General features: G+C 55.6%; 8 protein-coding genes and 1 pseudogene. 8 read left to right on the forward strand and 1 reads right to left on the reverse strand.

Going from position 1 to position 15,020, the window contains the following annotated elements; all coding sequences use genetic code 11:
• Positions 1-14 precede the first annotated feature (14 nt).
• From EYF70_RS00515 to EYF70_RS00550, 8 genes and pseudogenes are all read left to right on the forward strand, one after another.
• Positions 15-5,093 (forward strand): PAAR-like domain-containing protein, encoded by a 5,079-nt coding sequence (locus tag EYF70_RS00515; protein ID WP_131143642.1) that lies wholly within the window; start codon positions 15-17, stop codon positions 5,091-5,093.
• A 9-nt stretch (positions 5,094-5,102) separates the two neighbouring features.
• Entirely contained in the window at positions 5,103-5,675 is a 573-nt protein-coding gene (locus EYF70_RS00520) for an imm11 family protein (protein ID WP_371861696.1), read from the forward strand.
• Between the two features lie 122 nt (positions 5,676-5,797).
• A pseudogene (locus tag EYF70_RS00525) lies at positions 5,798-6,085 on the forward strand (transposase); the annotation flags it as partial.
• A gap of 205 nt (positions 6,086-6,290) precedes the next feature.
• Complete coding sequence (locus EYF70_RS00530; protein WP_131143644.1) at positions 6,291-6,863, forward strand: imm11 family protein; 573 nt, start codon at positions 6,291-6,293, stop codon at positions 6,861-6,863.
• A gap of 454 nt (positions 6,864-7,317) precedes the next feature.
• On the forward strand, positions 7,318-8,211 hold the full coding sequence (locus EYF70_RS00535) for a VOC family protein (protein WP_131143645.1): 894 nt from the start codon (positions 7,318-7,320) through the stop codon (positions 8,209-8,211).
• Between the two features lie 821 nt (positions 8,212-9,032).
• Complete coding sequence (locus EYF70_RS00540; RefSeq protein ID WP_131143646.1) at positions 9,033-9,833, forward strand: hypothetical protein; 801 nt, start codon at positions 9,033-9,035, stop codon at positions 9,831-9,833.
• A gap of 510 nt (positions 9,834-10,343) precedes the next feature.
• Positions 10,344-10,850, forward strand: a complete 507-nt coding sequence (locus EYF70_RS00545; RefSeq protein WP_131143647.1) for a hypothetical protein — start codon at positions 10,344-10,346, stop codon at positions 10,848-10,850.
• Positions 10,851-11,325: 475 nt separating this feature from the next.
• Positions 11,326-11,826: a hypothetical protein gene (locus EYF70_RS00550; protein ID WP_131143648.1), complete on the forward strand. Its 501-nt coding sequence runs from the start codon at positions 11,326-11,328 to the stop codon at positions 11,824-11,826.
• Positions 11,827-12,241: 415 nt separating this feature from the next.
• Here the strand turns inward: EYF70_RS00550 and EYF70_RS00555 are convergent, their stop codons facing one another.
• The gene (locus EYF70_RS00555) at positions 12,242-14,992 is read right to left on the reverse strand and encodes a TonB-dependent receptor (RefSeq protein WP_131143649.1); all 2,751 of its coding nucleotides are present in this window, start codon (positions 14,990-14,992) and stop codon (positions 12,242-12,244) included.
• Positions 14,993-15,020 lie beyond the last annotated feature (28 nt).

A 15,020-nucleotide genomic window follows, 5' to 3' on the forward strand; every position in this document is an offset into this window, starting at 1 on the left:
TTTCCCAGACCGCCATGGCCCACGAAACAGTCACGAAATCCAAGCGCTTCTACTGCGTCAGCACGCTTCCCGACATCTGCAAGACCCCGGTCGGCAGTACCGTCGTGCCGATCCCGTACACGATCACGGGCGAATTCGCCGATGCGCAAGCCGTGTCGGCCAATGTGAAGACGCACGGCGAACCGGCCTTCCTGCATGGGCGCAGCTTCATCCCGGCGGTGAAAGGCGACGAGCGGGGCACGTTGGGCGGCATCAAGAGCGGCACCAACCTGAAGAAAGTGGAGAGCCTGGGCAACAGCTCCACCAAGGGCGCCAACGGCACGCAAACGGTGCAGGAATCGCGCTTCGTGTGGATGAACAACCGCAACACGATCGGCCGCATCTACGAGCGGGGCGTGCAGGCGCCGCGCAGCCGCCTGCAGCGCCTTGGCGACTGGCTGAAGGAAGGCGCGAAGGACGCGGCCCAGTACTACAAGGACAATGTGTCCGCCGACATGCACGACATCGGCCAGGCCGGAATGGACAAGGGCGGCGACTTGATGACGGCCAGCGCAGCAACCGGCGTGGCCGGTTTGGCGGTAGGTGCTACCGGGGTGGGCGCGCCGGTTGCGGCCGCGATGGGAACGGTTGCGGGAGTCGGCGGAGCTACCGGCGGCGTGATGCTTAGCGGTGGTTATGCGTTGGATAGCACGGCCGCGGTGCTCGACCAGGCAGCGGATCTCATCCTGACCGGCAAGACGCCCGACTGGGCCGGCACGGCGGCGGGTATAGCCAGCAGCGGCGTAGAGAACCTGGCACTCAACAGGATTAAACGCTTCGGCGGCGGGATAATGAAATTGCTGCCGTTCGGCGGCAAAGGCAAACCCGGATCGACCCCGGCGCCGGCGAAGCCACCAGCCAAGGCGGGCGGCGGCAACGACAAGGATGGCCACGACGGCGGCAAGACCAAGCAGCAGAAAAAGCCGAAGGACGACAAGCCTTCCGATTGCTGCCCGAAGGATGGCGCCCCCGGCGGCAAGCCCGTCAAGAGCGCGCACCCGGTGCACTTCGGCACCGGCGAGGAAATCCTGCCGCAGACGGACTTCGTGCTCGATGGCCCCACGCCCCTGGACTGGACCCGCATCTACCGCTCGGGTTCGGAAACGGAAGACTGGGGCCTGCTGGGCGCGCGCTGGGCCACACCCCATACCAGTTCGCTGTCCATCTGCGCGCAGGGCACCATCTACCACGAAGCCAGCGGCCGCGCGCTGCGCCTGCCGGCGCTGGCGCCGGGCGAGCAGCACGACCACCGTGCCGAAGGCTTTGTCCTGCGCCGCGACAGCGACATGCAGTTCACGCTGACCTGGCGCGACGGCAGCACCGACACGTTCGTGCTGGGCTGTGACGGCTGGCTGCCGCATGGCTACGATGGCGTGAACGCCATGCTGAAGCCCCGTGATCCGGTGCGCACCCAGCGCTTCCACCTCACCCGGCGCGCCGAGCGCGATGGCACCGGCATCACCATCGAGCGCTTCCAGCAGGCACGCCCGGACGAAGTGCTGCTGCGCGTGCGCACCGACGATGGCATGGTCATCGAAGCGCTGCGCGACGCATGGCTCCCCGCCGAGCTGGAAGCGGACCGCCCGGCCGCGCCACGCATCGGCCAGGTCGACCAGGTATTCGCCGACGGTACCCGTGTGTGTCACGTGCGCTATCGCTACGAGGCCGACGTGCCGGTGGTGCCGCCCGCAGATACGGCCGCCGGTTCGTTCGACGCACTGCCAGTGCGCTGTGACCTGGTCGAGCAGTTCAACATCGCCGGCCAGTCGCGCACCTATGCGTATGAACACCACCTGCTGGTGCGCTACACCACGTATTCCGGTTTCGCCCACGGCCTGCATTGGATCAGCCTTGCCGCCTTGCGCGAACGCTGGTCCGGCACCACGCTGGACGACGCGCGGCTCGCGGAGCGCAATCCCATCGCCCTGCACAACAGCTACCAGGCGCGCGCCGTACGCACCACCACGGCGGACGGCCGCAACGAAGTGGCCATCGCCTACCTGGACGAAGACACCACCCGCGTGACGGAGCCGGACGGCGGCGTGCTCGAATACACCTTCAACGCCAGCTGGCTCGCCACCTCCGTGCGGCGTATCGGCCCGGACGGCAGCGTGCGCCCGCTGGGCCGTCGCGAATGGGACCGCGACGGCATGCTGCTGGCCGACATCGACGCCGACGGCGCGGAAACGCGCTACGGCTACGATGCCGCCGGCAATCTGACCACCGTCACCGATGCGCAGGGCCACGTCACGCGCATCAGCTACGGCCCCGACAACCTGCCGGTCGCGGTGATAGATGCCCTGGGCCACGCCACGCACAGCCGCTACGACGCCGCTGGCCGGCTCGTCGAGCGCACCGATGCACTGGGCCGGCGCACCGGCTACGCCTACGACGACAAGGGCCGGCTCGACACGGTGACCGATGCCAAAGGCGGAAATAAACGCCTGGCCTACGACAGCGCCGGCCGCCTCGCCTCATACACCGACTGCTCGGGCTTCACGTCGCGCTACCACTACGACGAGGCGAGCCGCCTGGCCGAGCAGGTCGATGCGATGGGCAACACCACCCGCTATCGCTACGACACGATGGGCCGGGTGGTCGAAGTCGTCCACCCGGACGGCACGACGGAAGGTTTCGATTACGACGCCGACAGCAACCTGCTGGCGCATATCGATGGCAAGGGCCAGCGCATGCGCTATCGCTACGATGGCCACGGGCTGCTGGTGGAGCGCATCGATGCCAAGGAACAGACGCTGGGGTATCGGTACGACAAGGCGCTGCGCGTGACGGAACTCGTCAACGGCAACGACGAATCGTACTTCTTCACCTACGACGCCGAAGGCCGCCTGACCAGCGAGACCGGTTTCGACGGCAAGGTCACCAAATACATCTACAGCAACGCCGGCCACCTGATGGCCAGCGAATGTGCCGGCGTACGCACGGATTTCGCACGCGATGCCCTCGGTCGCCTGCTGGCCAAGAGCAATGCCGATGGCGCCGTGCGCTACGCCTACGATGCGCTGGGCCGCCTGATCGCCACTTCTACGCGCGAGGCCGAGCACCGCTTCATGTACGACCCGGTCGGGCAACTGATCGACGAACGTGCGGCCTATTCGCCCGGGCCGGCACTATTGCCTGGACAGGAAGTCGAACCCATTGCCGCGTTCACGATGACGCATGCGTACGATGAACTGGGCAACCGCATCCAGACCATCCTGCCCAATGGCCGGCGCATCGACACGCTGCGCTACGGCAGCGGGCACTGGCATGGCACGCTGTGGCAGGGGAGGACGCTGGTGGATCTGGAGCGGGATCACCTGCACCGCGAAACCGTGCGCGAACTGGGCAGCGGCCGCGAACGGCTGACGGAGCGCCGCAGCTACGATCCGCAGTCGCGGCTAAGCGGCTTTAGTCTTGACCTGGGTTCGAAGCGGCTGCGCGAGCGTCTTTACGAATACGACGCGACCGGCAACCTGGTGCATATCGATGACAAGGTGCGCGGCAGCATCCGCTACACCTACGATCCGCTGGGGCAGTTGCTGTCGGCCGTGCAGCCTGGGCTGACGGAAACGTTTGCGTTTGATCCGGCGGGTAATTTGCTCGATCCGGGACCTGCAGCGGCGTCTGCATCGGCGCCCGCATCCGCCCCGATCGATACGCGCCAGGTATTGCGTGAGCTCGATGAGCAGCCTTCACCTGGCACCCGACCACCCGCGCGGCTGGCTAAGGTGACGCATAACCTGCTGTTGCAGTACATGGGGTATGCGTACGAATACGATGTGCAGGGCAATACAGTCGTCAAGCGGCCACGCCTCGCCGCGACGGCGAATGAAGAAGGCGTGCTGACGTTCTCTTACGATGCCGACAATCGGCTGACGACGGCTGTTCGCAGCTTCCCCAACTCTCGTGTCGTTGCGCGGTACAGCTACGATGCGTTCGGGCGGCGTATTGCAAAGCGGGTCGATGAGCAGCGGTGGGTGGAAGGGGAGGAGCCGCCGCCTGTTGGGCAGGCGCATACGGGCAAGCTCACGCTGTTCGTGTGGGATGGCGATGTGATGGTGCAGGAGGTGTTGGCTGATAAGACGGTTACGTATATTTATGAGCCGGATAGTTTTGTGCCGTTAGCGCGGGTGGAGTCGGTAGGTGGTGGTGAGACTTACCATCCTTCAGATATAAATATACAGCGAATCGGGGACGGTCAGTTTTTGGATGGCCAAGCGATACAGGATACGCATGTCAGAATTTGGCGGCTGCATACGCAATTGGAACACGAGAATTGCCACCGAAAAAACTGGCAGAAAATATTAGTTGATGCTAAAAATCATGCCCCAAGCGACCACATTCTGCACTACCAATGTGATTATATGGGCACTGCGCAGGAGCTGATTGGCGAAAACGGCACAGCTGCTTGGACGGCGCGATATCGAACTTGGGGACGCCTATCTCAGAAATTTGTTCAGCATGTAGACCAGCCACTGAGGTTTCAAGGTCAATACGAGGACTCGGAAACCAGGCTCTTCTATAATCGTCATAGGTATTACGATCCCGACTCGGCCCGGTATGTCACGCAAGATCCGATTGGACTGCTTGGCGGGGAAAACTCATATATTTATGCACCGAATCCAACGTTATGGGCGGATCCACTTGGCTTAGCAGCTGGCAAGGCACGCCCTGCGAGCGGATGGAACTATAATAATATGCCTAATATTCCGGGCATGCAGAAACACCATGTTATACCGCAGCAGTGGCAAAAGCATCCTGCAATGCAAAAGTCTGGTATAAACATTCATGATCCTAAAAACATCATATACTTGCCTTGTGATGAGAAAAATCATCCTACCCGGACTGTGCATAAAGGATCGCATCCCGGATATAGTGTTGTAATAGCGGAGGAGCTAACTGATATCGATATGAGGGGTCGAGAGAGCGGTTGGGGGCAAGCACAGTACAAAAGTGCAATAGAAGACCTAATCACGGAAAAGCGCGTTCAACTTAGGCGTGGTGAAATCATGCTGAACAAGAATTCGAAACGCTCTAATTCATGTTTGCTATAGGGGGGTGAAATGTATTATGTTTTATCGGTTAGTGATGATTACCCGGATAATTATTGGTTCGAATATGACCATGTTAATTCGCCAGACTATCTCTCGTTTCAATCGGGGTCGGTGATTAAGGAGGTGGGCGCGAAGCCCGTATTTATTCTAAATAAAAAAATTAGCGCTAATGGATTAATTGGGTTTGATTTTTTAGTATCAGATGGAGGGTATTTTATAAGTTCAAAATTTGCTGAATTAATAAGAAATATTGCTCAAAATGATGTGCAGCTCATAGAGGCTGAGGTTTATTTAAACAAAACAAGAATTGAGGAATATTATATAGCAAATATTAAAAACTTGGTTTCTTGTGTTGATATGGGGAATTCTACTTACAAGCCACTTATCAAAAAAGATCCAGAGGGGCCAAAAAAATTCATACGATATGAATTCATTGAAAATAGTTTAAAGTCGCATAAAATTGTTCGGTGTAAAGAGAGTCCTCGAACCATTGTTGTATCGGAGGATTTTAAGCAAGCGTGCATAAGCCATGGGATAAAAGGAGTTGATTTTTTGCGTAATGGAGTGAGAGAGTACGAATAAAGAGAGCGAAGTGCGAAAAATGCTCGCTTGCGATTCCTAGGGAAGCACTGATTAAGCGCCATCTTGCTACCCCGGCATGCTGCCGTACTGGCACAATGACACATCCCTGTTCTGCTCCCCTGATGGTGAAGCAATCGAGCTTTTCCGACGTCGAGTTCGCTGGCAAGAAGAAACGCACACGCCGCGAGCGGGTCCTCGCTGAAATCGAGGCCATCACTCCTTGGGCGGCATTGGTTGCCGCCTTGCTGCCGTATTATTCCAGGGGCGATGGACGTGGGCGCCCGCCGATGGGCTTGGAGCGCATGCTGCGCATGTACATCGTCCAGCAGTGCTTTGGCTTGTCCGACGAAGGCATTGAAGACGCCATCTACGATAGCCAAGCGATTCGGGGCTTCGTCGGAATCGATCTGACCTGCGACGCGACAGCGACACGCAGTTCACGCTGACCTGCCGCGACGGCAGCAACGACACCTTCATCCTCGGTTGCGACGGCTGGCTGCCGCACGGCTACGACGGCGTGAACGCCATGCTCAAGCCCCGCGAGCCGGCGCGCACGCAACGCTTTTACTTGTCGCGGCGCGCCGAGCGCGATGGCAGCGGCATAGGAGAATTGCAATGTATTACGTTTTATCGGTTAGTGATGATTACCCGGATAACTATTATTTCAAATATGATCATGCCGGCTCACCAAACTATCTCTCGTTTAAATCAGCGAGGCTTGTCGGGGACTTAAGCCTGCAACCCACATTTAGGCTGAATGGAAAAATCGGCATCGATCGATTAATGGAGCATGACTTCTTCATGTCAGATGGGGGAGATTTTATAAGCCCTAAGTTTGCCGAACTGATACGAGCCTTTGCTCCAAATGATGTGCAGCTTATTGAGGCTACTGTATTTATAAATAACAAAAAAATCAACAGATTTTATATAGCGAATATTTTGCATTCAGTTGCTTGTATTGACATGAAAAAATCCATCTATAAGCCGCTTATAAAAAGTGATCCAGGAGGCCCGAAAAGCTTTACGCGATACGAGTTCATTGAGAATAGTTTGGAATCACACGATATTGTAAGGTGTAAGGAAGACCTTGAAACCATTGTTGTTTCGGAGGATCTTGTACAAGCATGCAATAGGGCTGCGATAAAAGGGATTGAATTTTTGCGTAATGGCGTCAGTGATTATGAATAGCAGGGCGAAGTTTGACCGATGTCCTATCTAGAGTATTTCGAAATAAAATTCAACGCCTCAATGGCGGAACTGCCTCTATCGCTTTAATTTAAGATCGAAACTTGAGCCTTCGCGGCACGCTCTATTTTGCCGGCGCTGGCACCGGGCCAGCAGCATGACCACCGCGCCGAAGGTTTTGTGCTACGCCGCGACTGCGACACGCACTTCACGCTGACCTGACGCGACGGCAGCACCTATACGTTCGTGCAGGGCGGCGACGGCCGATGGCATCGGCATCACCATCGAGCGGCACCACCAGGCACGCCCCGGCGAAGTGCTGCTGCGCGTGCACGAGGACGACCACATTGTTGAGATAGATCAAATGTCGTTTTTTTATACATAGTGACTTTACATTTCCTATGGGATTCATTCAGTAATATGCAAGAGATGAATTTCCGTAGCTCTTGTGTCAATTATGACAGCCGTTAATATAATCATTCCTGTTGAAAATATCGCTGAAGTCAAAGCATATTATCGTGACATTATGTTATTCTTCGAGGATGAAGGGGAGTTCTTGCTTCCTGTTGAAGATCCCCCTATCTCTCTTCAGGTAATGGCCGTTACCTGGGAGTCTATGCAGCGCTATCCGCCAAAGAAGAATTTCCCAATATTCGCATATGAGTTGGAGAAAAATTTCCTTTCCTATTGCTGGGTGATATATCAAAATGGTGGTTTGATTGATGAGGTTTTTAAGCATGAAGAGGGCTACTACGCACGCGTTCGCGATCCAGCTGATAATGTGTTCGAAATTTCGTGCATGAGCTTTGATGACGATATCGACGTACTTGAATATAAGAAAATCTCTGAAGCGCTGAATCTAGTTATTGAGCCGTCTCGCCTTTTCTCGAGTGAAATAAAGAGGGACACAAATGTCATTGAAGGCAAGGTGCGTATGCAAGCCCCTCCGCGTGGGCAAATAATTTTGCCAGTTGATAATTACGACGAGGCGCGGATGTATTATCGCGATATATTATCGTTCGTCGAAATTGGTGAACTATTTTTCCTGCCCTTAGAAGTTTCTTCCGTTTCAATAAAATTGAAAAGGATAACGGAGCAAGAGAGGCGTTTTTTTCCTTCGGGGAAGCGTTATATGAGTTTCTCTTACAAAATACAAAGCAACTTTCTGTCCTACTGCCTAGCACTCTATAAGAAGGGGGCGATATTTGATATGGCATGTGAGACCCCAGGCGGATATTTTGCAAGAATTTGCGATCCTGCTGGAAATCAATTTGAGATATTCTGTGATAACTTCGATGAAGACAATAATGAAGTTAGTTCTGAGGAAATGCCATTCTTCTTTCGGTATTAGGCTTCTTATGACGCCCGACTGTTCCTGGACAGAAGCACGACCGGCGCGGCAAAAGTTTTTGTCCTGCGTCCCGACACCCATAATACGCATTTCACGATGACCTGGCGCGACGGCGGCATTGACATCGTTGTGCTGCGCGGCGACGACTAGTTGCGGCATGCTACTAGGGCGTGAACGCCATGCTGAAGCCCCGCGCACCGGCGCTCACCCAGCGTTTCCACCTCACCGGCGCGCCGAGCGCGATGGCACCGGCATCACCATCGAGCGGCAACATCAGGCACACCCGGCGAAGTGCTGCTGCGCGTCCGCACGGATGACGGCAAGCAATTGACCACCTAGTAAGGTCTTATGTCGCTATGGCAACCGTTAATATTATAATTCCCGTTAATAGTGAAAACCATGACGAGGTTAAGCTTTATTACCTTAATGCATTATTGTGTAAAGAGGGTGATGGGTTACTATTTCTGCCAATTGAGAATGATTCCATTGCGCTACTTATAATGAACGCTAGTAGTGAGGATGAGCCACTCTCCACTGCGAGAAAGCAACTGCCTCATTTTTCGTTTGAAGTGCAAAGGAATTTCTTGTCGTTTTGCTTGGCGGCGTATAAGCGGGGTGCCCTCTTTGATATGGCATGCAGGCATCCTGGTGGTTACTATGCCCGCCTTTTCGACCCTGTTGGGAATCAATTCGAGATTTGGTGCAGTAGTGACGAGGACGACTATATTGTTGAAACTGACCAAATGCCATTCTTTTACACATATTAACTGTATAGTTTCTATGGATTCATTCAATAATATGCAAGAAATAAAGTCCCGGACATGGCGGCCCGCGCCGTCGAGGACTTTGCCCTCAGTAAGCGCCTGATCGGAGAGCGTTCAGAATATCTTCCGAAAAGACAAGCCGGTTCGATCTCGCAGCCCGCCGAGCTGTCGGCCAAGAAAGGTGGCGGTAACATGACAAATATATTTGACAATATCGAGTTGCTGGAAAAGCGCGACGAACTTCGTGATAGTTTTATGCGCAAGAAGGAAGATAAGTCTTCTTTACAGAAGTATTCTACATTGATTGATGTCATTGATGAGTGGAAGTATTCAACTGGTCCAATATTTGATCAGCCACCTTATACTTCTGAGATGAGCGGTTTTGATGGTGGAAGGTTGCTGAAAAGAAGTTTTCGCGACCCTTTTGAGGCGAGGCTGAAGGGTGCCTATAGCTCTGGGTTTAAAAATGGTGCGCACGTGGTAACTATAGATCCTTCCAAGCCAGCCAGTACTCCCATAGTCGCAACTTTCTTTTCGCATGGTTCTGATGTAATCGATAGCTCATCTATAAGAATTTATAATAATAGTTTGCATTCTTCCCTAAAGCAGCCTGAATTGATAGGGGTGAAGCAAATATTTAATTACAGTCTTGGCATCAAAGTCTGCGTAGGCGTAGGGAGTCGAAATTCTTATACAATAATTATATATTATTGCGACAGCGAGGGTCTGGTTAGTGCAGCATCAATGGCAACTGCGCCTTTCGATGTGCAAGCTAATTATAGATTTGAATACGATAGCGAGCGTAAACTCTGTGCAGTAACTTCTGGCGTCGATATTTGGAGAAGGAAAAGTCTATAAATTTTGGCCGCAACGAAGTGGCCATTGCCTATCTAAACGATGACACCACGCGCGTGACGGATCCGGACGGCAGTGTGCTGGACGCTGCGCGTGATGGAACTCGTCAACGGCGACGACGAATCGTGTTCTCTACCTAGGCAGAATAACCTCGACCACACGCTGCGGCTTAACAAATTACCGCTTTACAAAACGGAGTGCGGAAGGCGACCGATATGAAGACGGGTGATTAAGACAGGTATATTAGATCATCGAGACGCTATTGATGGGAGGGTAATTGATGGATACCGATGCGACATTGAAAAGGATTCGACTACAGATCAAGCACGGTCGGACTGAAGGCATCGCGGAGAAGCTCGAAGAAATGCTCTCCAGTTTTAGGAGCACTAAAGAATAGATTCCTGTACTTGAGGTATATGTATTGAATTATCTACCGAATGCCGGGTTGCATCAGCAAGCAGATTTAGAAGCAGATGCCGTCTGCCTACTGCTTGCCTACTCATCGAGAAAACAATGATTTTCAGAGAAACAGAGTTATATGTGGCACTCAAGTGCATCGGCAGGCTTCTGTTGAATCTGGAATCCAGAAAGTTAACCGTGCCTGCTGAGATTTCGCTTTTTGTCGAAGATCTTTGGCTCGTGTTACGAGGGCAGAAAAACAGGGTTGCACTGACAAAAATCGATCGAAAAATAGAGCGATTGATAGTCGATGAGCAAGATGCTGGGTTTGAAGAATCTTTAGTCAACCGGGGTTATTACGCTTTGTCTTGCCTGATATTGTACCTGCAGGAAGGGCATTCTTTGTCGATCCAGCACATATTGGAAGAGGCGCTTGAGTCGTTTCGATACGAAGCTGCAAACGACTATCTGAACGCTTTGGGAGGGCTTGCAATGGTACTCAGCGATTCGGAAGAAGATGAGATTGAAGCAGATACGAGAGTTTCTTCCGAAAAGGAAAAGCAATCGGAAGATAAGTATCTTGCAGGGAAAATAGTGGACTGGGCGAACGTCATCCGTTAATCCACTGGCGGCGCGGTTGAGTTGGCCGCTTGCACGCTCCCTTTGTCGCAGCGCAGGAGCCTGGTCTATCAGGAAGCCAGTAACATCGCACTTTGTAAGCGGCGCTGACACCCGGCGAGCAGCACGCCCTTTGCGGCGAGGGTGTTATCCGCGCGCCGCGATATGACACGCAGTTCACGCTGACCTGGCGAGACGGCAGCACCTGTAATCTATCTTCAGTGCCGGGACTGCCGCCGCAGAGTAACGATGGTGTGAACGCCATGCCGAAACCTCCTCGACCTGTCCCGCGACCGTTGCCACAGTCTTGCCTGGCGTGCGTGATGGCGGTGGCATCACTATCGAGACGGCACGACCATGCGTGCTTGACGAAGCGCTGCTGCGTAAGTGCGGACGACGGCGCAATGGTCGAAGTGTTGCGTGATGCTTACTTGCCAAACGAAATCGCACTAGATTGTGTGGCACTTTTGGAGTGTACATGAGGAAACACTGGAAAGATCTGGTTGTAGTAGCCGCGCCATTCATTGAATATTTGGACAGAGATGCTTACTTCACGAAACCATATAGTGGAGATGGATCGAATAAATTAATTATTCAGGATGGTAAAGCTGCGTTTAAATATGCGTCGGACGATTCGTTTGATGATTTCGACGAATGGGAGACGGTTACAGATTCAGAAGCGGTGTTCCCGGAGAGTTTCGACTGGAGCAGCTGGATCGACCACAATCTGCACAAGAACAGGTACTTTGGCATCGAAGCAAAGAACTTCAATGGTGCCGATATAAAACTTACGCAAGGACCTTGCCTGTTGCATGAACTGATGATCCGGGATATGAGAATAATACTGAACTGCTATTCCAATGAGTATTTTCCCGATATCTGGAAGACTATTCTGGATGTATATCTGCACGACGGGTTTCCTTGCGGATGGGATGGACGGTATCCTGAAGGAAAGCTGGTCGTTTTCTCGAACTTCTAGCTCGCGATCAATCCAAGGTCACTCGTCATGTTGCAGTCCTGCCCCTTCCCAGCTTTGATTTGAACCCGGTACTCCAGCGTGAAACATGGCGACGGCAGCATCCATCGTCGGCCCATGCTCGGCATCGCTGCGAATGACGGCAACGCCGCTAGGCTGCGCTGGCCCTGGTCTGCAATGGCTTCGGAGGCCGGCTGATCTGGCGCTTTCAAGGTTCAAGAACTGACACTGGCTCGCATGGCACCGATGCCGATTACATCGAAACCCGTATAGAACCGGATTGCGCTGCCGCATGTTTCTTGCGTGAACCATCACGAAGAACACTCCCAAGCGCAAAAAAAAATGGCCCTGCAGGCAGCAAGCCCGCAGGGCCCAAACCGGCACTGTCGCGCCGGCGTCCTTGGACGATGGGTGTCCGTCAGAACTTGTAGTTCACACCGAACAGCACGGTGCGGCCATACTTGGCATATTCCAGCTGGCGATCCTTGCGGTTCGCATAGGTTTCATACGCGGCATTGTTCAGGTTATTCACCTGCAGCAGCAGACCCAGGCCCTTGTAGCGGCCGTCGTTGAAGGTGTAGCCCACCTGCGCGTCCACCGTCGGGGCGTCGTGCACGAAGCGCAGCTGGCGGTCGCCGGCGAAATTGCCGATCTCGCCCACATAATCGGAACGGCGGCGGCCGCTGACGCGTGTCGAGAATCCCGCCTTTTCATAGTAGAGCGTGATGTTCGAAACATTGCGGGACAGGCCCGGCAGCTGGATTTTGCCGATCGCCGAATTGACTTCCTTGATGTCGATGCCGCTTTCCGTCCAGGAGGAGCTGGCCAGCACGCCAAAGCCATCCAGCGCCGGCGTCAGCAGTTCCAGCGGCACCGACACGGTCAGTTCGGCACCTTTCAAGATGCCGCCATCGCCGTTGTACGATGTGGTGTACTGGCCGAAGTTGGAAATGGCGTTCGTGCCCGGTGTGAATTGCGAGAAATCGCGCGTTTCCGAGAAGGTGTAGATATACGTGTCCAGTTTCTTGTAGAAACCGGCCAGCGCGACATAGCCCTTCTTGTCGAAATACTTTTCATACGAAACATCGAATGCCTTGGCGCGCCATGGATCGAGCTTGCTGTTGCCGCCACTGCCATTCGGCAGGCGGGTACCGCTGGCAACGCTGAAGTTGAAGCCCGCGTTGAGCTGGTCCACGCGGGGGCGGGCGATCTGCTTCGCCAGCGAGAAGCGCAGGGTCTGGCTGTCGTCCAGGCTGATCGCCAGGTTCATGCTCGGCAGCACGTCGGTGTACTTCTTGCCGCTTTCGATCGGGTGGGCCACGCCCGCCGCATCGGCGTACAGCGATTCCGACGACTGGTCGGTGCGGATGATCTGCGCACCGATATTGCCGCGCACGGGATAGCCACCGATCTCGCTGTCGATATTGGCGCGGGCGAAGGCTGTCGTGATTTTCTCCGTGACGTCCCACGCCCGGCTGATCGTGCCGGCATTGTTTGCCAGGCTGTAGTTGATCGGGTCGAAGTACTTGGCGATCACCGCCGGCACATTCCAGGATGGCACGATGCCGGCGCCGGCAAATCCCAGGTCGACCGGCGCGTACAGCAGGTCGCTGGAAATCGTCGGCGTGCCCTTGGCGAACAGCTGGCCTTCGGGCTGGCGCTTGGTCTTGGTGCGGTCGCTGTAGTTGACGCCGACGTCGAAGCCGGAAAGGTAGTTTTCAATTGCCGCCGGCGCCGGCAGGTTTGCCGCTACCTTCAGGCTCGCCAGCCGGTCCTTCAGGTGCGGCGAGTAGGTCTTGCCATAGCCATAGATCGAATTGCCTGTATGCAGGATGGCCGGGTTGCTGTAGTCGAGCTGGCCGGACAGGTGTGCGAACTGGCCGGTGCGCCAGCCGACCGTCATCAGCGGATCGTTGAACGCGCCGCCATCCGCGGTCTGCAATTGCAGGTTGTTCTCCAGGTAAGTCTCGTCGCGCTTGGCCTGCGAATAGTTGGCATCGACGACCAGCGACCAGTCACCGAAATTGAAGCGGTTGCCCCAGCCGGCGGTGCGGATCCGGTCTTCGCGGTGATTATGCTGGCCGCGCACCAGGGGATAGGCGCCCGTGGCGGTCCCGCCGATCAGCGTGTTGTCGACGATATTGGTGCTCGCGTAGTTGAAGCCGATCGGGTTGTTGTTGCCGTTGAAGCCGCCCAGGTTGACTTCGAACTGGTTGTTCGTGTCGACCTGCTTGAAGTTCGACGCGAAGACATCGAGGGTACTGGTCCACATGCGGCTCGGGCGGTATTCCAGCACGCCGATCACGCCGGTGCGGGTCAGGCGGCCGCTTTTCGCCAGCGCCTTGACACCGGCCGTGACGTAGGTGCCGGCCGGCACGCCGGAAATGCGCGTCTGGTCGAACGGTTCGTAGGTGCCGGTTTCATTGTCCAGGATCGGCGACTCCATGTTCGCCACGCCCAGCGCCACGCCGATGGTGCGGTTGGCGAATTGATCGATGTAGCTGGCGCTGACGCGGTGGCCATGGTCCTTCGCATCGGCGATCTTGCCCAGCGAGTTTTTCTCGCCCCGCACGTTGAACGAAATCGTGCGCCCGGGGAACGACAGCGGCCGCACGGTCTGCATGTCGATCGTGCCGGACAGGCCCTGGCCCACCAGGCCGGCATCCGGCGTCTTGTGCACGGTGACCGCGCTCAGCAGCTCCGACGGGTACTGGTCGAACTCCACGCTGCGGTTGTCGCCCGTGCTCACCTGCTCGCGGCCGTTCAGCAGGGTGGTGGCGAAGTCGGGCGACAGGCCGCGCACGCTGATCACCTGTGCCCGTCCCGCCACGCGCTGGGCGGCCAGGCCCGGCAGGCGCGCGATGGATTCCGCGATGCTCGTGTCGGGCAGCTTGCCGATGTCCTCGGCGGAAATCGATTCCACGATGGACGTGGCGTCTTTCTTCACGGAGATGGCATCCTCGATGCCGCGGCGGATGCCCGAGACCTTCACCGTGGCGATGCTGCCGTCTCCTGTGCTCGTGGTAGTGGCTGGCGCGGCGGCTGCGGCAACGGCATCCTGGGCCATTGCCGGGATACTCGATAACGACAGGAGCACTGCGCAGGCGGTGGCAATGGGATGCAGCGGGAAGCAGGCAAGCGAACTGCGGGACGATACTTGGTCGTGCATTGATGTCTCCAATGGTTTTCGAAAAGTG

The sequence above is a fragment of the Pseudoduganella albidiflava genome, from assembly GCF_004322755.1.
In the GTDB taxonomy this organism is placed as follows: Bacteria; Pseudomonadota; Gammaproteobacteria; order Burkholderiales; family Burkholderiaceae_D; genus Rugamonas; species Rugamonas albidiflava.

Bases quoted from the DNA above. Each gene is read 5' to 3' on its own strand.
- EYF70_RS00515 (WP_131143642.1), top strand. From the start codon at position 15: ATGGCCCACGAAACAGTCACGAAATCCAAGCGCTTCTACTGCGTCAGC.
- EYF70_RS00520 (WP_371861696.1), top strand. From the start codon at position 5,103: ATGTATTATGTTTTATCGGTTAGTGATGATTACCCGGATAATTATTGG.
- EYF70_RS00530 (WP_131143644.1), top strand. From the start codon at position 6,291: ATGTATTACGTTTTATCGGTTAGTGATGATTACCCGGATAACTATTAT.
- EYF70_RS00535 (WP_131143645.1), top strand. From the start codon at position 7,318: ATGACAGCCGTTAATATAATCATTCCTGTTGAAAATATCGCTGAAGTC.
- EYF70_RS00540 (WP_131143646.1), top strand. From the start codon at position 9,033: ATGGCGGCCCGCGCCGTCGAGGACTTTGCCCTCAGTAAGCGCCTGATC.
- EYF70_RS00545 (WP_131143647.1), top strand. From the start codon at position 10,344: ATGATTTTCAGAGAAACAGAGTTATATGTGGCACTCAAGTGCATCGGC.
- EYF70_RS00550 (WP_131143648.1), top strand. From the start codon at position 11,326: ATGAGGAAACACTGGAAAGATCTGGTTGTAGTAGCCGCGCCATTCATT.
- EYF70_RS00555 (WP_131143649.1), bottom strand. From the start codon at position 14,992: ATGCACGACCAAGTATCGTCCCGCAGTTCGCTTGCCTGCTTCCCGCTG.